Here is a 21,611-nt window from a genome sequence, read left to right as displayed (position 1 = left end):
ACAAGATGCACGCCAAAAAAGAGTAAAAAGACACGATGACGCGACAAAAACAATAAACACATTACTTTACAACAGGTTAATAAATTTATTTTATTTGTGTTTTTCTAAGACAGGATATTTTCAACCGTATTATTTTTTATTATTAGTCTTTTTCACTAATTCTTGAGTGGTTTATCATTAACATTGTTAAAATCGCCACATGTATAGCCATTACCTTTTAAAGTGCATATTGAATGTTAGTAGATATAGTGAGTGCAATCGAATTGAAATCAGTGGGTATAACTTTTTGAATACGTTATAATGAAAAAAATTTTTCCACGGCTTTTTTCATGACAGATTCTCAAAATACAACGCAAGCAACCATTGGTAAATTCAACCTGCTCAACATTGTTGCCATGTTAGACAAAGGCGCATACCTTGATGGCGGGGAATTAGGTGAAATTTTATTACCTTCACGCTGCTTACCAGAAGGTTGCAAGGTTGGTGAAAAAATTAAAGCCTTCCTATACCTTGATTCTGCTGACAGACTTGTGGCAACAACAACGGCACCTTTAGCGCAAGTCGGTGAGTTTGTCTCGTTAAAAGTTGTACAAGTAAACAAAATTGGTGCTTTTCTTGATTGGGGGTTACCTAAGGATATATTGGTACCATTTAATCAACAGCATACCAAAATGGAAGTCGGTAAATACTATCTTGTCAGGGTTTTTCTGGATCAAATAACTAACCGCATTGCCGCCTCAAGTAAACTCGATAAATTTATTGATATTTGGCCTGCCGACTACCAACAAGGTGATAAGGTCAATTTGATTATTGGTGGAAAAACGGATTTAGGATACAAAGCAATTGTTAATGACTTACATTGGGGCCTACTTTACGATAATGAAGTTTTTCAACACCTTAGAGTAGGTAAAAAAATTCCGGGTTATATCAAACAAGTCCGTGAAGATGGCCGTTTAGATCTCATTTTAACCCGCGGTAGCAAAAATAAGGTTAATGACTTTTCTGAGAAACTATTAGCACATATTGCAGATAGAGGTGGTTTAACGCCCTTAAATGATAAAAGTGCACCAGAGTTGATTCAACGAACATTAGGCGTAAGTAAAAAGACCTTTAAAGCCACGGTAGGCAACTTACTCAAGAAAGGTAAGATAGCTATCGTCAAAGAAGGTATAAAGTTGCTGTAGAGCTCGAACAAAAAAATATACTCGATAACATGCATAAAAAAGAGGCTATATAACTATAGCCTCTTTTTTATGCCAATTTTGACCTACTGTATTAAATGATTTTTCAGGTTGACAAAATACTGCTTATTAGCGAAAAGTAACTCAGGAGTAAATTCCTCCTAAGTTACTTTTTTTCAATCAATATCTTACCTTTAAGCCTTAAAGTGGCGCCAAGTTAGCAATAACTTATTCAACTTAGTATTACTTTTTAAAAACTTCCTCGAATGCCAACGCTAAAATTACGTCCAGGCAATGGTGCTACTTCTTTAAGAAAAGATGAGTGCACACGGGCATGTTCGTCTGTTAAATTTTGTCCTTTCAAATACACAGTTAAATCATCACCCACTCCATTGATGTAATAATTAAAGTTCGCATCAACCATGGTATAGCTATCTGTGCTTGTTTCTAGCTCAGCAATATCGTCTTGTTCGAAGTAATGACTCACACTTAACTCACTATCAAACTTATCAGCTTGGTAATTGAAAATTGCACCAACTCGCATCGGCGGAATACGCGGCAAATTATCGTTTTCATCTTCGTTCACTAGACGTGCGCGAATGTAATCAGCAATTAAGCTTGTTTTAAATGACGATGAAACCTGATAAACAAACTGAGCCTCGGCGCCATACATCTCAACATCATCTTGCTGATACACAAGAATTGGTAGGCCCGCTTCATCTTCGTGTTCATCGGCATGGCCGTGCTCCTCGACAAAAAATAGACCGGTATCTCGCTGATAATAATAATCATCAACACGGTTATAAAAAGCACTGATGACATAACCAAAATCACCATTAAATTTTCGGAAGGTTAAGTCAAAATTAAGTGATGTTTCAACACTTGGTGCCTGCTCTGCTAACTCAACATGTATTTCATCACCTTCTTGATGCACATCAAACATAGCACCGACTTCAAAAGTATTAGTTCCTATATGAGGACCAAAGGAAAATAACTCTCCTGCAGAGGCTGCTCTTTGAGATAAGGCCGTAGAGAATCCTATGTTATATCCCGGTTGATAATTCCATACAACGCCTACTGATGCGCTCATTGGCGTAAATGACTGTTGCTCGAATGAAACTAAGGTTTCATGATGGTCATCGTGTTCGTCTTCAGTATGCACTTCATCGTGATCTTGATGAGATTCTTCAAAACCAATTAAGCTATCATCTGCATCTATATTTACTTGCTCTATCCTTGCGCCTAACTGTAACAATACCGAACCGAAGTGTTTCTCTTCTAACCAAGCTATAGCGAACATTTCTGATTTAGCCGGGGGTGAAAAAGCCTCTTCACCCAGTGCTTTGAAATCGGAGTCTTTATAATGAATTGTCCATGCACCTTGCCACCCGGCGATGTTTTGGTGAAATAGATCAACTCGTGCTTCGGTACTTTTATTGGTAAACGTAGTGCCTACTTCACCTGATTCTATTTCTTGGTGCTGGTAATCACTATAAGAAAATTTTGTGGCTACTCGACTAATAAATTGTTGCTCAAAATTATATTCACCAAGTATTTGCCATCTATCTTGCTTCATTTTGGCATAAACGCCAGCTTCTTCAGCATGATCTATATGTTCTGAGTGTTCATCTTCATGCTCATCTTCATGTTCTTCCCCGTGACTATGTCCAGGAATGCCGTATTCTCTGTCCATGAAGCCATAAGAAAAGCCGATAAATCCATCTTCAAATAAGTAACTTGAACCGAATGTCGCGCCACTGGAGTTGCTCGCACTATTTGCTAAGCGATTGTCACCGTGTTCCTCGTGCTCCTCATGCTCTTCTTCGTGCTCATCTTCATGATCTTCATCATGGTCTTCGTTATGGCTGTCAGCTTCACCTGCAAGTTTATAATCTTTTGAGTCACGCCAAAAAGCATCTAAATGAAAAGCAATGTTGTCAGTTCCCGTTTGAATATTCACTGAAGCTTGCTGTTCATTTGCTACATCGTTATATTGTAACAAGTAATCTACTTGATCATCACTACTCGTTGGCACGCGATCATCAACCACATTCACCACACCACCTATTGCACCACTACCGTAAAAAAGCGTTGCAGGACCACGTAAGACTTCTATCTGAGTTGCGGTACTCGTTTCTGTCGCAACCACATGATCAGGGCCAACACGTGATGCATCGCCAACGTCTAAGCCATTTTGTGTGATAAGAACCCTCGGACCATCCAAGCCCCTAATTATTGGTGTACTGGCAACAGGTCCATAATAACTCGAGTGCACGCCAACTTCATTTTTTAATGTTTCACCTAAGGTTGCCGCTTGTTTCATTTTCAATTCATCTTCACTAAGTACGTTAATCGGCAGAGCTGACTCAATTGAAGAGGTATGTAATGGGGTTGCATGTACATCAATAACTTCCATCACCGATCTTGGTAACACCACATTTAAATTAGTGATGTCTTCTTCTTTCATGATCACATGTTGATTGCTGTGACCGTAATTCTTAGCACTAATGTGAAGCTCAAAAGTGCCTTCTTTCACATCTGTAAAGTTAAATATACCTTCAGAGTTTGTACGTACTTGTTGTGAATCTCCATTTAAGCCAACAAAAGCATTTTCAATAGGCTGCCCTTGCTTGTTCAATACAACACCAGATAATTGCTGGGCGAAGGTATTGGGGGAAAAGCATAGGACTGTGCTCAGTGTTGATAATACAGTAGCATTAACAATTGTTTTAATTGGTGATTGTAATTGAGTGTTAATACTCTTTTTAGTCGCAGAAAATGACATAAACTGGTTTCCGATAATGTGAGGAGATGCATACAGCACTGCACAATACGATGCGCAGAAAGACAACTAAGTCCAGGGCTTATTTTTACTAAATATTTCACTCGATATTGCCATTATCAATCAAGATGCGTGCTTCAGAGTACTTGAGTAATTTTATAGTGGCGTAATAGGCCATGTTAAAAATACTGTTAGTTCACACAAAATTGCGCACTGTCAATGGTAACGGGGATCAATACATTATGAGTAAATTATAAAAAACTTGGCGGTGCTCTTAGTGGTGGGTATACATAAGCGGGAGATGGAAGTCCGGGCTTTATAATGCGAGTTTTGTCATAATTAATGACACCAGAAGATAGCGGATATAGCTTTATCGGGCTTGGCGGAGTGTCGATACCTTGTTGGCATAAATTACAGTCATGCTGTTCAGAACTGGCATAGGCGTCAAATTCAACTTGTGCATAATGCTCACTATGGACAAACAATGTTGCACAAAAAAGCAAAAGCGTTAGTACGCTTTGGCGAATCTGTCGTTCGTTAAGTTGAAATAGGGATAATGCAAAGTTCATACTTGTTATAGTATAACAGTTAAAAATCAAACTCAATAATTGCTTCTATCTCTGAAGGATATTTTTTTACCATCATCAAGAAAACCAGCGGTGCTGCGCTATACTTTAAACGAGCTCTTATGTCCTACCATCGCATCGAGTAGTTATGCTGTTTCGTTAACACAAGGATATTTTTATGGCACCTTTTACCCAATCATCATTAAGTAAATTGAGTACTGGTTTTCTGAAAAATGCATTTTTTTTACTACCCATTATGGCTTTAACATTACCTGCTTATGGTGAGAGTTTTACCGCAAAACGAACTGGACAAGGTTTCACAGACCTAACACAAGATTTTACTTCATCACTAAGCAATCCAGCCTTACTAACTAAATTCCGAAATGGTAATGACGTTTTCTTTTCATTGAACATAGGTCTCATGGCATCAGATAAATATAATGTTATCGATACGGCGGAAACCATCAGCGACAATTTAGCGGTGCTCGCCGACGACATCAATGGTATGTCATTGCAAATCATTCAATCCCCTGCTCAAATGAAAAGCTATAATGATGATTTGAATCAGCAGGTCGACAATATAATTGCCGACCTTGAAAGTATCGATGGGAAAATTGTTAAAATACGAAATGGTTTAAATTTACAAATCATCATCCCTTCTCAATCATTCAGTTTTGGTTTATTTACTAATCAATATGGCCGTATTGGTGGCATAATGGATTACAACGAAAACGATGAAAAAATACTAGATGATGCTATTTTATCAGGTGACTTAGATTTACAAGATTTAGAGTCCGCCACGACAGCTGTTGGCTACTCGGTTGCCGAAGCAGGCTTTATGGCAGGTTATTCAGTACTTACGGATGCTAATTATGACTTAAGTATCGGTGCAAAGCTAAAATATCAACGTATTGATGTTTATTATAATCGAGTACAAATCAGCGAATTTGAAGATGATGACTTCGAGATTACTAATGATGAGAATATCACAGACAAAAGTGGTACTAATATTGACTTAGGCTTATACATAAATTGGGGTGTTAAACGTCAATGGCACGCAGCATTAGTAACGAATAACATAATAAAGCAAACAGTACATCATACTGAACAAAACCTTATTTTTACCTTAAAAAGTAGCACAAGCTTTGGCTTAAGCTACCAAAACAATTGGGTCAGTGTAGCAACCGATATCGATTTAACCGATCGAGAACAATTCGCAACCATAGCGCCATCAAAATATGCAGGTATGGGAGCTGAGTTTCGCTTTTATGAACATATTCAATTTCGGTTAGGCTATCGCACTGACCTAAACGATGTAGATGGTGACATTTACACTGCGGGTATTGGTATTTCACCTTGGGAAGTTTTCGCCATTGATATAGCCGCTTTTACCGGTGACAGTGATACTATAGGAGCTGCATTACAACTGAACCTAAAGATATAGTCACTTAAAAAGAAAAATAAACGCAACGCTCTTTAACGGAACTTATCCTACTGACTGTGCAATAATAAAGCAGTAACTGATCGCATCAATAACTGCTTTTTTATAATACATGCGCTGTACTTAACACAGCCTAAATCTCAAAGTAATTACAAAAAACTTTGTATAGTTCAGTACCTTGGTTAACACTAGCTGAAGCAAAGTGCAAAATAGGGATAACATCTTGCTCCAGTGACACGTAATGTAATGCCTCTCCATCACCATAATTATCCATACGTAGAATTCGAGCTAAAGGCTCACCGGCTGCTAACGGTTTACCAAATTCCCCAAGGTAGTCGACCATACCACCCATTGGTGAATATAAGGCTTTATAATCTTTCAAATAACAAGCATACCGAGTCATTTCTTGTGGCTGATACTCCTTATTATCAACAACCCCTTGAGAGTGTAAGTAAGCTAAAATGCTCAGCGCATCTTGCTTAGCTACATCTAAATCAATTTGCTCTTGAGAGCCAAGTTCAACCGTAAAGCTCTCTTTCTTAAAAACACCCTCACCCATGGTAAAATTTCGACCTAATTCTCGATAGGCTTCCTGTAAGCTCCACCATGGACAGAAAGTTGCTTCGTCCATTGCGCCATCAAAGCCATTTTGAATAAAGATGGTATGCTCAATATCGAAAAATTCCGCACTGGATTTGGCATATTCAGGACAATATAAATGCTTGCTTGAAATAGGTCCTGTATGTAAGTCTAAAACGATGTCAGCTTGATGTGCTAATCGTTGTAACTGGTAGGCAATCCGTTGTCCCGTAGTGATACCCCAAATATTATGTTCTAATCGTTGATCTATTTCAGAGAGCAAAAGTTGCTGAAATTTATCTGCTATCTCTTCCTCACTGGCATCAAGGTTTTGCTGAGCAAAGGGGGCAATAACACTTTGGTTAAAATGATACATGCGATTCCAGTTTTCCCCAGTAATAGGGTCAAAACGACCTAAGGTATACTCACCATTTTTATGATTACAACCGACCGGGTTCGCATAAGGTACTAAGGTGATATTACCTTGTAAATTACAGTGCTGTAGCAGTTCAAGTAGCTGAAAGATAACGGCATTACCTTGTACTTCAGCGCCATGCATATTGGCTTGGATATAAACACTCGGAGAAGAGTTATTTTCAGCTTCAAAAACATAAACAGGCACAGTGAGCTTTGCACCACTGGCCATTTCGCCAACTGACATAACTTCTTTGGTAAAATTATTCATCGTAACTCCTCAACTAAGCCAAATATGATGAAGCAGGCTGAGCTGCTCTAACTTGCGTTAGCGTACCGTTTTGGTATACATATTCAGCCGCTAATTCATGACATAAGAAAAACGGCATGCTTTCAGTAAAACCATAAGCGCCGCAATAACCAAACACAAGCTGTTCACCTACAGCCGTATCTTTAGGTAACTGTAAATGCCCTAATTTATCCATGCTCGTACATAAAGGACCATGTAAATCAAAAGCTTGCATAGTACCTTCTTCTGCTATGAATTCTTCTCGTAATATCTGCACAGGAAAAGGTTGATCTGTTATCGCAGGGCGCAATAAATGATTTATTCCCGCCGCCAACACAAGCTGCTCTTGGTTATAGTTAATTTTTCTATCAACAACAGGTACAACGTAATAGCCATACTCCGCAACCGCATAACGTCCTAACTCAAGCCATAATTCTTTAACGCCAGCCTTTGCTTTAATGATAGCCAGATCTTCGATAACACGAGACCAAGATAACGCCTGTCCTTCCCCTAAATAATCAATACCTAAACCGCCACCTAAATCAAGTACATCAAGGGTCATCCCGATGCTGTTAGCTAAGTCGGTTAAGGGAGTTATCATTTGAGACCATAATGAAAACATTTTTTCATTACTGAGCATGTTGCCCCATTGAAAAATATGTAAACCACAAAGGTCCAACGCTGGATAACTATCAACATGGATATTCTGCCACTCAGATACTGATAAGCCAAAAGGCGTTAAGCTATTACCACCTAATGGGTTTTTCTCACCTTCGTGCCATTGTAGCTGCACTCTTAAAAGTACTTTTGGTCTTGCATTTTCACAGTTAGGTTGGTCTTGTTCAAGAACAGCCTCATTCAACCAATTCAGTTGATTTAAACTCTCAACCACAAAAGTCTTCACGCCCTGCTTAACAAAAGCAGTCAATTGTTTTTTTGATTTAGCTGGTCCGGTGTTTAATACTCGTTCAGGATCTATTCCTTGGGCTAACACTTGTGCTAATTCACCGCTACTAGCCACATCAAAATTAAAACCTTCACTATCTAAAGTTTGAATTATTTTTGATAGTGGGTTTGCTTTAACAGCGAACCATAATTTAATGACATCTTGCTGCTGCAAAGCGGCTAAATGTGCTTTCAGTGCATCGAGTTGATAAACAAAGTAGCCTTGTTCATCTTCTGGTGATTCGTGTGTAATTAAAGCATTTTCAATGCTGGTATCAAACCAAGTGGGTGTAGTCATCATAGTTTTCTTTTAAGCTTAATAACTCAATCGAGTTAGTGAATTAGTTATTCATCTTTAAGCTGTAGGGTTCAAGCTAAAGGAACAAAGCACGGGGTTGATGAATATCAATGAGTACTTTAGACGTATAGATTGAACCATACAGCGACAAGATGATTAATTAACGTAGAATTGATTCTAATTCTAGAGAAGCATCACTTTGCTCATCGCGATATTTAACAATAAGCGCACAGGCCATATTTAACCCCTGCTCTTGTGCCCATTCACCTTTAACAGGACGAGTACCAGGGACAACAACAGCACGTTCTGGAATTTCAGCACCTTTTTCTCGCATAACTTGATTAACACAGTCATATACAGGTACAGATTTAGATAAAGATACGCCGGGTGCTAATACAGCGCCTTTCTTAACAACAATGCCTTCAACCACAACAACACCTGCACTTAAAAAAGCATCATCTTCAATGATTACAGGACTAGCACCGATGGGCTCTAATACGCCACCAATTTGAACCGCGGCTGAAACATGTACATTTTTACCAACTTGCGCACATGAGCCAATCAGTGCATGACTGTCAACCATAGTACCGCTATCAACAAAAGCACCTACATTGATATAAGCTGGTGGCATAATTATAACGCCTTCCGCAACGTATGCACCTGCGCGAACTGATGAACCACCAGGTACTAAACGAACACCATCTTGTGGAGTAAATTGACGTGCAGGTAAGTTGTGCTTATCAACAAAACCCTGGTAATTATTTTCAAAAACAACGTTTTTACCCGCTTTAAAAGCAGCTAAGATACCTTGTTTTACTTCAATGTTGGCATGCCAGTTACCGGCATCATCTTGGTTTGCCGCTCGTAAACTACCTGATTCTAACTGTGCTAATACATCTTGCCAGTCCATTTCTTACTCCACTTATCTGATAAAAAAATCTATAAAAATAATGAGTACCTGTGTTATTAACGACATGTAAAAGTACACTGAATTAATAACACTAAATACATTTTTTGGGAGGGCTGGGCATTGACAAAGAAGAGCATAACATCGGCTGGGCTAATGTTTGGGCTAAGATGCAAAGACCAGAAGCTCCCCACTTAAACAACCAACATAGTTGTTATTTAAGTGACAGTTGTTGGGATTCAGCCCACTACTTTATACACAATATAAAGTACACAACCGATAAACAGCTTATCAAATAGCCATTTATCTCGGCGTTAATCCCCCTCATTACCATCTACAGATTTTGATATCTGTTTTTGAATTGTTTAACACAATTCAAAACAATCGTAATTACCTGGTTAACGCTCCTCTTCTGGCCCTATTAAAATTTACTAGCAAATTGCATTACCAGTAAATTGGAATTAGGGACAATTGCTATTTAAGCATTTTTTTTATCTCGACACAATTAACTTCCAGCAAATAACGCTATTCCCTTATACTTATTTACCGTAGAATATAACCATTGTTCTTACTCTATTTATGCCCAGTGTCTTGCCCTATGTCATTGTCAAACCCTAGCCAAATTTTGTTACGTAATAGTGAATTACTTGTAGCTAATGCTCCCTTATTAATTAACTTACCTGAAGATGGTTTTATCGACGCTTATCTAGAAATTCATCAACCAGAGAGCGTTAGTTGCTTTAATACAAACTTTATTGATTATCAGGCAATTACCAAGAAGCATAGCCATACTAAAAACGTTAAGGCGACATTTGACAGCACATATCAAACACAAGGCTATCATGACCTGGTGATAATAGCCTTTCCCAAAAGTAAAACTGAGCTCAATTTCACCTTAGCGATGATTGCCCATTGCATTAATGATAAAACCCAAATAGTACTGGTTGGTGAAAAGAAAGGCGGCATTCAATCGGCGGTTAAATTAACCCAAAACATATTTTCTTGTTGTCAAAAAGTCGATGCTGCTCGTCATTGCCTGCTATATGTCGGACTATTTCAGCCAGAAAAGTTATCTATTGAATTCAATCTACATGAATGGTTTAAAAAATATCAAATTACGATAGAAGGTATTCAACTGACAATAGCTTCTTTGCCTGGTGTTTTTAGCCAACAAAAACTTGACGTTGGTACAGAATTATTACTGAGTAATTTACCGAAAGAAATGACAGGAAAAGTGCTTGATTTTGGTTGTGGTGCAGGAGTGATCAGTTGCTTTATTGGCAAAAAATTTAGCGGTACAACTTTATCATTACTAGATGTTAGCGCCTTGGCTTTAACCTCAGCACAAGAGAGCTTGGCTTTAAACGGCCTCTCAGGAAATGTATTCCCTTCAAATAGTTTATCGGAGGTTAATGAGCATTATCAATACGTCGTTTCCAACCCTCCATTTCATCAAGGTGTTAAAACCCATTACCAAGCTAGTGAAGATTTTTTAGCCGGAATAAATAAAAAACTCAATAAAGCAGGTAACATTACCATAGTCGCCAATAGTTTTTTACGTTATCAACCGATTATGGAAGCGCACATTGGCAATACTCGAGTGATAACCAAAGAGAAAGGGTTTACTATTTATCGAGCTCAGTTATCATAAAGATAAAAAGCATAATTTTTTGAGAACCATGCCACACAAAACAAACACTATAACGCTGCATAATCGCTTAGTTAAAAGTATAATGACTTTAACTTTATTAATAATCATCACTCTGTCGATAAGCATTATTTATATAGTCGATGAACAAGAGAATGAGATTATTGCTAGTGAAACTCGTGCATGGGCAAATATTCTAGCCCAAAATAGCAGCCTTTTTCTTAAAAGTGATAATGACAACAGCCAAAGTGCACTAAGCAGTCAACTTAAAAAGCTGATTTCAACGCCCCTTATCAATCGAATTCATATATATCGAGCGAATGAAGATGGAAGCATTGAGTACTTTAGCAGCTACAACAAAAACCTCAATTTTCCAGCAGTTAGCGACAAAATATCTCAAATCTCACAATTAAGTACCATTCAATATGAAGAAAACCATCTAGAGCTAATTGTAAAAATAACACAAGATCAACATCTCTTGGGCTACTTATATATTCAATCGAGTCTTGTGGAAAAACAGAACTTCATCAAAAAATTAATCTACCTGATGCTTAGCTTTCTATTTTTTGCTCTGCTACTTGCTTTTGGTGTTGCGCAATGGTTATTTAATAAAACTGATCAGCCTGTAGCTAAGTTAATAGAGGACATTGGACAAATATCACAAAGTAAAAACTATACGCTCGAACTTGCTAACCAACCCTATAAAGAACTCGATGTTCTCGCTAAAAATATTAACGTATTACTAAGTCGCACCGACAAACATATCAACAAGATAATTGATAATCATCAATATGCCTTATCTCAGAACCAAGCATTAGAAAATAGGCTTAGTGCTAGAACTGATGCATTAAAAGAATCCAATCAAGAATTACTTTCCACGCTAGAAAAGTTACATGAATTTCAAGGACAATTAGTAGAAACTGAGAAAATGGCATCACTAGGCGATATGGTGGCTGGCATAGCACATGAAGTTAATACACCAATTGGTTTGGGGGTAACGGCTTCAAGCTTATTATCAGATAAACTAAATGAAGTTAAAGCTGCTTTTGATGATAAGACACTGAAATCTAGTCAATTAAAAAAATTCTTAACCGATGGTGTTGAAAACGTTTCGATAATATTTCGCAATTTAGAGCGAGCAGCCAAGTTAATATCAAGCTTTAAAAAAGTGGCTGTTGATCAGTCGAGTGCTGAAAACTGTACTTTTAATGTCCATAGTTTACTCGATGAAGTATTGCTAACGTTATCAAGCAAACTGGAGTCTAATAATGTCTCTGTGTCATTACTTTGTCCCAAAGATCTCAACATCAACAGTCAGCCAGGTCCTATCAACCAGATTCTGATAAACCTGATCTTAAATTCTATTTATCACGCTTTTGAAGAGCTAGACCATGGCACAATAACGATCAACGTTATGAACTTGAGTGACCAATTGCATATTAATTATAGTGACGATGGCATTGGTATTGATAATTCAGTAAAAGCAAAGATTTTTGATCCCTTTACTACCACCAAACGTGGCAGTGGTGGCAGTGGTTTGGGCATGCATTTAGTTTACAATCTAGTGACTCAAGCACTTGATGGTCATATTGTGCTGAATAACGAATCAAAGCATGGTGTGAGTTTTGATATTACTTTTCCAGTAGAATTAGCAGCAACTTAATGAAATAATAGTCTTAAAAATTGTTTTTTCAATTTCACGTGACTAATATAGTTAAATAAATGTAAATATATTACAAATAGTTCACTCATTATAATAATAATCGCAATCACCATTTAAAAATTAGGTAAATTTCAACATGCAGACTTATCAAATCTTAGTTGTCGAAGATGAAGACGTTACCCGCTTTAACTTACGCAATTTATTTGAAGCAGAAGGTTACGTCGTTTTCGAAGCGGTTGATGGCAATAGTATGGCTGAACAGCTTAGACTACACACCATTAACCTTGTCATTATGGATATTAATTTACCAGGGAAAAATGGCTTATTATTAGCTCGTGAACTTACCGCAAATAAAGACTTAGGATTGATCTTCCTGACCGGTAGAGATAGTGATATTGATAAGATACTCGGCCTAGAGATTGGCGCAGATGATTATTTGACTAAACCCTTTAATCCACGCGAGTTGACTATCAGAGCGCGTAATATTTTGAGCCGCATTGGGCAAACAAGTACTGAACCAGAACAAAGTATTATGAGCTTTAATCATTGGGTATTAGACGGTAATTCTCGTCAAATGACCAGCCCAGAAGGTGAAGTGATTGCTATTCCTCGTGGTGAATTTCGTGCATTAAGCTTACTGATCAAAAATGCAGGTAAAATAATTTCACGCCAAGAATTAATTAAAGAAATGACTGGCAGAGATTTACGTTCTAATGATCGTACTGTCGATGTCACCATTAGGCGCTTACGCAAACATTTTGAGCTTAACCAAGACACTCCAGAGTTAATTAATACTATTCATGGCGAGGGTTATCGCTTTGTTGGTACTCTAGATTAATAAATTTTAAGTACAAAAATTTGCAGCCCTCAACGGGCTGCACTTGTATAGCTTTGCTGTAAAAATGTTAGGCTATACACTCTCCAGCCAATGTTGAAAGGCAACTATTGCTTGCTCATTAGATGATCTCAACTCCTCTAGCAAGACCGCTTTTTTATCTGTCGATGCATCCGTTTTTTCTAGTAACTTTAGTTGTCCATGTAATTGATACATGCCAACACTTGCGGCGGCGCCTTTCATTTTGTGGCAATGCTCTTGCCATCCAGAAATAGAATCAGTAAGTTGTGACCTTTCAATATCATTAAGGTAAATTTCTACCTGCTGACAATATAAAGAAAACATCTGCTCAACAATTGTTTTTCCTAAACTGTCTAAATAACCTTGTAGTAACTCCAGATCTAAATCAGGATTCGATGGTTTAGTTTCCACAATAAAGCCTTTTTCTGTAAAGAATATAGGAAGCTTCTATATTACCGCAGTAATAAAACTCAGACAAACTTATTGAAAGTTATGAAAAAACATATCATATAGCTATATTTTTCATCTCTATAGCAACAACAGTAATGATTACCATTAAAAAATAAGCTAGAATGTGCGCCCTTAGATCTACTCTTCATCTATATTCCAAGAATAATTTGATGAGTAGTTAGTAATTATCGTTTAAAGTGGAGTCGAAATGACGACATCAATGCCAGATATCGCCAACCATACAACAGCTCAAACCGAAGGTACACTTGACTGGGTCGGCATGAGTAACATTGAAATGCCTATTATGGTTGCCTCAAAAGGTGTGAGTGAGCGTATGGTCTCAGCTCATATTGATGCCTTTGTAAACTTAAAAGAAGCACAAGCTAAAGGCATCCATATGTCGCGCCTTTATCTACTTATCGATGAATTATCTACAAGTAATGTACTTAACTATCAAAGTTTAGTGAGCTTGCTTGATGGTTTTATTAGTAGCCACCAAGATTTAAGTGACCAAGCTAAAGTACAATTTAACTTTGAGTATCATTTGCGTAGAAAATCCTTAATTAGCGGGAAAGAGGGTTGGAAAGCCTACCCTGTAACGCTAACGGGATACCTTAATAAAGGTAAACTAACAATTGAATTAGCTATTGATGTACGATACTCATCAACTTGTCCATGTTCTGCTGCACTTGCAAGACAGCTGATTCAAAAAGCTTTTCAAGATAAATTTGCGCAACAAAGTGAGTTGGCTTTAACTGACGTTCATGACTGGTTAGGTACAACAGAAGGGATTGTAGCAACCCCACATTCACAACGCTCTGTTGCAGAAGTAAAAGTAAAACTTAACTCAAGTGTTAATGACTTTCCTATTACTGAAATAGTTGATCTCATTGAAGATTCACTTAAAACACCAGTCCAGGCTGCAGTAAAACGCGAAGATGAGCAAGAGTTTGCACGCTTAAATGGTCAGAACTTAATGTTTTGTGAAGATGCTGCTCGTCGTTTACAGCACGGTTTAAACCAGTCAAAGCAATTCGATGACTTCTGGTTAAAAATAAATCATTTAGAGTCACTCCACGCCCATGATGCTGTCAGCGTCACAACTAAGGGTGTCGAGAATGGCTATCAGCCATAGTAATAATTAATTCTATTATTAAACTAAAACCAATAGTGTCGTCGCTATTGGTTTTTTTATGTCTGTGACTAAATTGCTGGCAAAAACACCAGTGATCTAATTCACATAGATAATAATAAGCAAAACTGTGTATAGCCATGTAATATTACATAGCTATACACAGTATTTATTTCATCTTGTTCCTCGATAAAAATATAAACAACTCTCGTAAATAACAATCACAACAAAAACAATCCCTTGATAAAATCACCTTCTAATTATCCAGTTACGACTCGATACAGCCATCAAAATGGCTGACGAGCAAAAGCTCTATTTTAATTGACCTTTAACGAAGAACTGGGTAGTGTTGATAGGTCCACTTACTTAAAAAGAGGTGTATTTATGCATTTTTTCCATGCCTTTATTCTTTTTTACCTGTCCTGTAAGTAAGTTGGTTTATTATTAGGAGAAAAACATGCAACTTTATGATCATAGCGTCCAAAAAGACAACTGTGGTTTTGGTCTAATTGCCCATCAACAGGGTGAAACCAGTCACAAACTAATTAAGACCGCTATTTCCGCTTTAGATCGTATGCAACATCGTGGCGGTATCGCCAGCGATGGTAAAACAGGTGACGGTTGTGGCCTATTATTGCAAAAACCAGACAGCTTTTTTCGCGCCGTAGCCGCTGACAATAACTGGAAACTGGGTAAAAAATATGCTGTAGGCATGATATTCCTAAGCCCAGATCCTATAGAAGCGGCACTTTCTAAAAAAATATTAGAAGAAGAGTTATCAAGTGAGTGCTTAACATTAATAGGCTGGCGAGCGGTTCCTGTCGATACATCTGTATTAGGTGAAATTGCCATCGGTAATTTACCCACAATAGAGCAAATATTTGTAGATGCGCCTCCAGGATGGAGAAATCTAGAGCTAGAACGTCGTTTATATATGGCACGACGTCGTGCTGAAAAACGTATTACTGACCAGAAATTCTATGTAGCGAGTTTGTCTTGCTTAGTAACAATCTATAAAGGGCTAATGATGCCGGTAGATTTGCCTAACTTCTACTTAGATTTAGCTGATATTCGCATGCAAAGTGCTATTTGTGTATTTCATCAGCGCTTTTCGACCAATACCTCGCCTCAATGGCATTTAGCCCAACCTTTCCGCTACTTAGCGCACAATGGTGAAATCAATACCATTAACGGTAACCGTCAATGGAGCCGAGCGAGAACGCATCGTTTTAAATCACCACTATTACCTGATTTGCAAGATGCTGCTCCGTTTGTCGGCCAAACAGGATCTGATTCATCATCTTTAGATAACATGCTAGAACTCTTTTTGGCTGGTGGTATGGACTTATACCGTGCAATGCGTTTATTAATGCCCCCTGCATGGCAAAATAACCCCTTAATGGATGATGATTTACGTGCCTTCTATGAATTCAACTCTATGCATATGGAACCGTGGGATGGTCCTGCTGGTGTCGTAATGACTAACGGACGTCATGTTGCCTGTAACCTTGATAGAAATGGTCTACGCCCTGCCCGTTATGTTATCACACGTAATGGATTTATTACCCTCGCCTCAGAAGTCGGTATTTGGGATTACGGCGAAGATGAAGTTGTAGAAAAAGGGCGTGTTGGCCCTGGTGAAATGCTCGCCATTGATACCTATACGGGCAAAGTTTCTCACTCCGCTGATATTGATAATAATCTAAAAGAACGTCATCCATATAGGGACTGGTTAACAAAAAATATTCGCCGTTTAATCCCTTTTGATGAACTTGAAGCAAATTTAATTGGTCAACGTGCATTCACCGATGAAGAGATGAATCAGTACCATAAAATATTTAATTACAGCTATGAAGAAATTCAGCAAGTCATTAAAACCTTAGCTGAAAACGGTCAAGAAGCGACTGGCTCTATGGGAGATGATACTCCTATGGCAGTACTCTCAAGTCAAACGCGTACTTTATATGATTATTTCCGTCAGCAATTTGCGCAAGTAACCAATCCGCCAATTGACCCATTGCGTGAGCGCTATGTCATGTCATTAGGTACTTGTATTGGTCGTGAACATAACGTTTTTAACGAAACATCGGGTCATGCCGATCGCATGTTATTTTCTACACCAGTATTAATGTATACCGGCTTAAAACAACTCCGCGATTTAGACCCTGAACATTATAGATCTGACACATTATCGCTTAGCTTTGATGCAAAAGAAGGATTAGAAGCGGCTATCAGACGTTTATGTGATGAATCAGAAGACCTAGTGCGCAACAATGGCACGGTTATTTTGGTGTTATCAGATAGAAATATCCAACCAGGTTTACTCGTTATTCCAGCAGCGATGGCTGTTGGCGCAGTACAAAAACGTTTGGTCGACCAGCAGTTACGCTGCGACTCAAATATTATTGTCGAAACGGGGTCGGTGCGAGACTCTCATCAATACGCCGTATTACTTGGCTTAGGTGCCACTGCAATATATCCCTACTTAGCATTTGAAACAATTGAACAATTAGTTGAACAAAAGCAAATTGATTTATCTGCTCGTGATGCGATCGTCAATTACCGAGAAGGCATCAACAAAGGTTTATTGAAAATACTCTCTAAAATGGGTATTTCAACCATTGCTAGTTACCGTTGTGCTGGTTTATTTGAAGTGATCGGTTTGAACGAAGATATCATGGCGCTTTGTTTTAGTGATTTACCAAGTCGTATTAAGGGTGCTGATTTTAATGATATTCAGCAAGATGCGATCAACCTAACACGCAAAGCATTTTTACCTCATCAAAAAGTGAATCACGGCGGCATACTAAAATATGTGCACGGTGGTGAGTACCACGCATTTAATCCTAATGTGGTTAACTATTTACAACGCGCTGTGCAAAACGGTGATTATAACGATTATCGCACTTTTGCTGATGAAGTTAACCAACGCCCAGTAGCCACCATTCGAGATTTATTGAAACTTAGAGATGACTGCGATCCCATTGAACTTGATCAAGTAGAGTCTGAAGGGGAAATGTTCAAGCGTTTTGATGGCGCTGCTATGTCCATTGGCGCACTTAGCCCAGAAGCTCATGAAGCACTTGCCATTGCAATGAACCGTTTAGGGGGTTATTCAAACTCGGGTGAAGGGGGCGAAGATGAACGCCGTTTCGGCACCGTTAAAAACTCTCGAATCAAACAAATTGCCTCAGGACGCTTTGGTGTAACACCGCATTACTTAGTTAATGCCGATGTTTTACAAATTAAAGTAGCACAAGGAGCAAAACCTGGTGAAGGTGGACAATTACCTGGCGACAAAGTATCACCATTAATTGCTAAGTTACGTTACTCCGTGCCAGGAGTTACCTTAATTTCTCCACCGCCACATCATGACATTTATTCGATTGAAGATTTAGCACAACTTATCTTTGACTTAAAACAAGTGAACCCCAAAGCTGTTGTTTCAGTGAAATTAGTCTCTGGTCCAGGGGTTGGCACTATTGCATCGGGTGTGGCAAAAGCCTATGCAGACTTCATTACCATTTCAGGTTATGACGGCGGTACTGCTGCGAGTCCACTGACTTCAGTCAAATATGCTGGTTGCCCCTGGGAACTCGGTTTAGCGGAAGCGCACCAATCCTTAGTAACCAATGGCTTGCGTCATAAAGTACGTTTGCAAGTTGATGGCGGTTTGAAAACGGGTCTTGATATCGTTAAGGCAGCGATTTTAGGTGCTGAGAGTTTTGGTTTTGGTACTGCCCCTATGGTAGCACTAGGTTGTAAGTTCCTACGCATTTGTCATTTAAATAACTGTGCCACAGGTGTAGCAACGCAAGATGAAGTATTACGCGAACAGTTCTTTAAAGGCTTACCTGATCAAGTGATGAATTACTTTAAATTCATTGCACGTGAAGTGCGTGAGATCCTTGCTAACCTTGGCGTTGAAAGCTTAACAGATATTATCGGTAGAACTGACTTATTAGTACAGATTGATGGCATGACCTCCAAACAAAGCAAGTTAGATTTATCACCGATAATCGCACCTGTTGTTGCGGGTGAAAATACCGCACTGCACCAAACAGAGGAAAATACTGCCTTTGATGAAGGTCAGCTTAATCAGAAGATTTTAGCCGCTGCCAGTGATGCTGTGTCTCATAGCAAAGGCGGTGAATTCCGTTTTACAATTCAAAATACTGATCGCTCTGTTGGTGCAACATTATCAGGTGAAATTGCTCGTCAACATGGCGATCAAGGTATGGCTTCTTCTCCAATTACCATACATTTATCTGGGACTGCAGGACAAAGCTTTGGCGTTTGGAACGCTGGCGGTTTGAATATCACTTTAACAGGTGATGCCAATGATTATGTCGGTAAAGGTATGGCGGGTGGTAAATTGACCCTCAAACCGCCAGTTGGTGTTGAATACCCTAGCCATAAAACAATGATCATGGGTAATACCTGTCTATATGGCGCGACTGGCGGTAAATTATTCTCTTCAGGCCGTGCTGGTGAACGTTTTGCTGTGCGTAACTCGGGTTGTCATGCGGTTGTTGAAGGCACAGGTGATCATGCTTGTGAATACATGACTGGCGGTATAGTTACTATACTAGGAGAAACAGGTGTTAACTTTGGTGCAGGTATGACTGGTGGTTTTGCTTATGTATTAGATGAAACGGGTGACTTAGATGTTCGCCTGAATAAAGATTCTATTGAAATGCTGGCCATTGAAAATCTAACCATTCACCAAGAACATTTACGTGGCATTATCAATCAACACTTTGAAGAAACTGGCAGCTTACGCGCTCATGAAATGCTTCATGACTTTGACAGATATGCACCATTATTTAAACTGATTAAACCGACGGCTACTGATGTAAAGACCTTATTGGGTCACCGTAGTCGTTCAAGCGCTGAACTTCGTGTCCAAGCACAATAATTGGTAAGAATTGAGGATTTAAATAATGAGCAAAAATGTTTATCAATTTATTGATGTAAAACGCATAGACCCAGCAAAGAAGTCGATTAGTGAACGTAAAATTAACTTCGTTGAAATTTACCAACCTATGGGTAATGAACAAAGCGCGGGTCAAGCAGACCGTTGTCTCGACTGCGGTAACCCCTATTGTGAATGGAAATGTCCTGTGCATAACTTCATTCCACAATGGCTTGAATTAGTCACTGAAAATCGAATCTTTGAAGCCGCTGACTTGTGCCATGAAACCAACAGCTTGCCAGAGATGTGTGGTCGAGTTTGTCCACAAGACAGGTTATGTGAATCGGCTTGTACCTTAAATGATGAGTTTGGTGCGGTAACCATAGGTAATATCGAAAAACATATTACTGATACTGCTATTGCTCAGGGTTGGAAACCTGACTTATCTCACGTTATAAAAACAGATAAACGTGTTGCTGTAATTGGTGCTGGTCCTGCAGGAATAGCCTGTGCCGATGTGCTTACTCGTAACGGTGTTGAAGTAGTTGTTTATGACAGGCACGCTCAAATTGGTGGCTTACTCACCTTCGGTATTCCATCATTCAAATTAGAAAAAGATGTCATACAAACGCGCCGTGAAATTTTAGAAGGTATGGGCATAGAGTTTCGCTTAAATACCGATGTAGGCACTGATATTAGCTTTAAAGATATTAGCGATGAATATGATGCGGTATTTTTAGGGTTAGGTACTTATACCGATATGACGGGTGGCTTTGACAATGAAGGAGCTAAAGGTGTTTATAACGCATTAGACTTCTTAATTGGTAATACTCAGAACTTAATGGGTATCACTAAAGCAGATAACGCCCAAGTTAAACCTTATGTAAATTTCAAAGATAAAAAAGTCATTGTACTGGGTGGTGGCGATACTGCTATGGATTGTGTACGAACTTCAATTAGGCAACAAGCAACAAGCGTGACTTGTGCTTATCGTCGTGATGAAGCGAACATGCCAGGCTCGCCGCGTGAAGTACAAAATGCCAAAGAAGAAGGTGTGAATTTTGAATTTAACTTACAACCACTTGATATTGCAGTTGATGAGCAAGGTACTGCTATCGGTATTAAATTTGTTAAAACTCAACTCGGCGCTCCTGATGCTAATGGTAGGCGAAATCCTGAGCCGATCCCCGACAGTGCCTTTGTCATGGAAGCCGATGCCATTGTAATCGCTTTTGGCTTTTTACCCAGCCCACCTCAATGGATGGTAGATGCTGGCGTAGAGTTAGACGCTCGTGGACGTGTTGTTGCAGTGGATAATTCTGACTTTGCCCTACAAACGAGCAAACAAAATGTCTTCGCCGGTGGTGATATGGTGCTTGGCTCTGACTTAGTTGTGACTGCGATTGATCAAGGCCGAAAAGCTGCTATGGGTATATTAGACTTCATCACCCAATAGTTAGCACTTACCTTAGAAAATGATAAAGCTGCTCGTTTCTACCTGCAGCTTTTTTATTGCCTTAACCCTAGTATATTAATGATATTTCG

14 protein-coding genes and 1 riboswitch are annotated in these 21,611 nt (G+C 38.8%); of the genes, 8 read left to right on the top strand and 6 right to left on the bottom strand.

The genetic code is table 11. The features are described 5' to 3' along the window. Nucleotides 1-329: 329 nt before the first annotated feature. On the top strand, nt 330-1,184 hold the full coding sequence (locus ND2E_RS20980; protein WP_033091849.1) for a CvfB family protein: 855 nt from the start codon (nt 330-332) through the stop codon (nt 1,182-1,184). A 247-nt stretch (nt 1,185-1,431) separates the two neighbouring features. Here ND2E_RS20980 and ND2E_RS20985 read toward each other — a convergent pair whose 3' ends face one another. Both ND2E_RS20985 and ND2E_RS22590 read right to left on the bottom strand, forming a co-directional pair. Then, the gene (locus ND2E_RS20985) at nt 1,432-3,966 is read right to left on the bottom strand and encodes a TonB-dependent receptor (protein ID WP_052056159.1); all 2,535 of its coding nucleotides are present in this window, start codon (nt 3,964-3,966) and stop codon (nt 1,432-1,434) included. Nucleotides 3,967-4,214: 248 nt separating this feature from the next. Beyond that, complete coding sequence (locus tag ND2E_RS22590; protein ID WP_223303491.1) at nt 4,215-4,532, bottom strand: hypothetical protein; 318 nt, start codon at nt 4,530-4,532, stop codon at nt 4,215-4,217. 175 nt (nt 4,533-4,707) lie between these two features. On the opposite strand from ND2E_RS22590, the gene traF reads away from it, so the two are divergent. Continuing rightward, nucleotides 4,708-5,973 (top strand): conjugal transfer protein TraF, encoded by a 1,266-nt coding sequence (traF, locus tag ND2E_RS20990; protein WP_033091848.1) that lies wholly within the window; start codon nt 4,708-4,710, stop codon nt 5,971-5,973. A gap of 130 nt (nt 5,974-6,103) precedes the next feature. Here traF and ND2E_RS20995 read toward each other — a convergent pair whose 3' ends face one another. From ND2E_RS20995 to ND2E_RS21005, 3 genes are all read right to left on the bottom strand, one after another. Then, complete coding sequence (locus ND2E_RS20995; protein WP_033091847.1) at nt 6,104-7,234, bottom strand: succinylglutamate desuccinylase/aspartoacylase family protein; 1,131 nt, start codon at nt 7,232-7,234, stop codon at nt 6,104-6,106. Nucleotides 7,235-7,247: 13 nt separating this feature from the next. After that, the gene (locus ND2E_RS21000; protein ID WP_033091846.1) at nt 7,248-8,495 is read right to left on the bottom strand and encodes a PLP-dependent decarboxylase; all 1,248 of its coding nucleotides are present in this window, start codon (nt 8,493-8,495) and stop codon (nt 7,248-7,250) included. A 160-nt stretch (nt 8,496-8,655) separates the two neighbouring features. Next, a complete protein-coding gene (locus ND2E_RS21005) occupies nt 8,656-9,405 on the bottom strand; it encodes a 2,3,4,5-tetrahydropyridine-2,6-dicarboxylate N-succinyltransferase (RefSeq protein WP_033091845.1) in 750 nt (249 codons plus the stop codon). A 172-nt stretch (nt 9,406-9,577) separates the two neighbouring features. Further along, nucleotides 9,578-9,822: riboswitch (Lysine riboswitch) on the bottom strand. A gap of 178 nt (nt 9,823-10,000) precedes the next feature. On the opposite strand from ND2E_RS21005, the gene ND2E_RS21010 reads away from it, so the two are divergent. The 3 genes from ND2E_RS21010 to arcA all read left to right on the top strand — a co-directional run bounded on the left by ND2E_RS21010 (nt 10,001) and on the right by arcA (nt 13,551). Further along, complete coding sequence (locus ND2E_RS21010; protein WP_223303490.1) at nt 10,001-11,053, top strand: methyltransferase; 1,053 nt, start codon at nt 10,001-10,003, stop codon at nt 11,051-11,053. A gap of 82 nt (nt 11,054-11,135) precedes the next feature. Then, nucleotides 11,136-12,713 (top strand): sensor histidine kinase, encoded by a 1,578-nt coding sequence (locus ND2E_RS21015; protein ID WP_223303489.1) that lies wholly within the window; start codon nt 11,136-11,138, stop codon nt 12,711-12,713. Nucleotides 12,714-12,849: 136 nt separating this feature from the next. Beyond that, entirely contained in the window at nt 12,850-13,551 is a 702-nt protein-coding gene (gene arcA, locus ND2E_RS21020; protein ID WP_033091842.1) for a two-component system response regulator ArcA, read from the top strand. Nucleotides 13,552-13,623: 72 nt separating this feature from the next. On the opposite strand, the gene ND2E_RS21025 is transcribed toward arcA, so the two are convergent. Next, nucleotides 13,624-13,980 (bottom strand): Hpt domain-containing protein, encoded by a 357-nt coding sequence (locus tag ND2E_RS21025; RefSeq protein ID WP_223303488.1) that lies wholly within the window; start codon nt 13,978-13,980, stop codon nt 13,624-13,626. Between the two features lie 247 nt (nt 13,981-14,227). Between ND2E_RS21025 and folE2 the strand changes: the two genes are divergently transcribed. The 3 genes from folE2 (at nt 14,228) to ND2E_RS21040 (ending at nt 21,522) form a co-directional block, all read left to right on the top strand. Beyond that, a complete protein-coding gene (gene folE2, locus ND2E_RS21030; RefSeq protein WP_033091840.1) occupies nt 14,228-15,154 on the top strand; it encodes a GTP cyclohydrolase FolE2 in 927 nt (308 codons plus the stop codon). A gap of 454 nt (nt 15,155-15,608) precedes the next feature. After that, a complete protein-coding gene (gene gltB, locus ND2E_RS21035) occupies nt 15,609-20,069 on the top strand; it encodes a glutamate synthase large subunit (RefSeq protein WP_033091839.1) in 4,461 nt (1,486 codons plus the stop codon). Nucleotides 20,070-20,094: 25 nt separating this feature from the next. Continuing rightward, entirely contained in the window at nt 20,095-21,522 is a 1,428-nt protein-coding gene (locus tag ND2E_RS21040) for an FAD-dependent oxidoreductase (protein ID WP_033091838.1), read from the top strand. Nucleotides 21,523-21,611: the final 89 nt, after the last annotated feature.

Source organism: Colwellia psychrerythraea (assembly GCF_000764225.1).
GTDB lineage: Bacteria > Pseudomonadota > Gammaproteobacteria > Enterobacterales > Alteromonadaceae > Colwellia > Colwellia psychrerythraea_D.
Note: the sequence above shows the minus strand (reverse complement) of the source record. Positions and strands in the feature narration are given on the sequence as shown.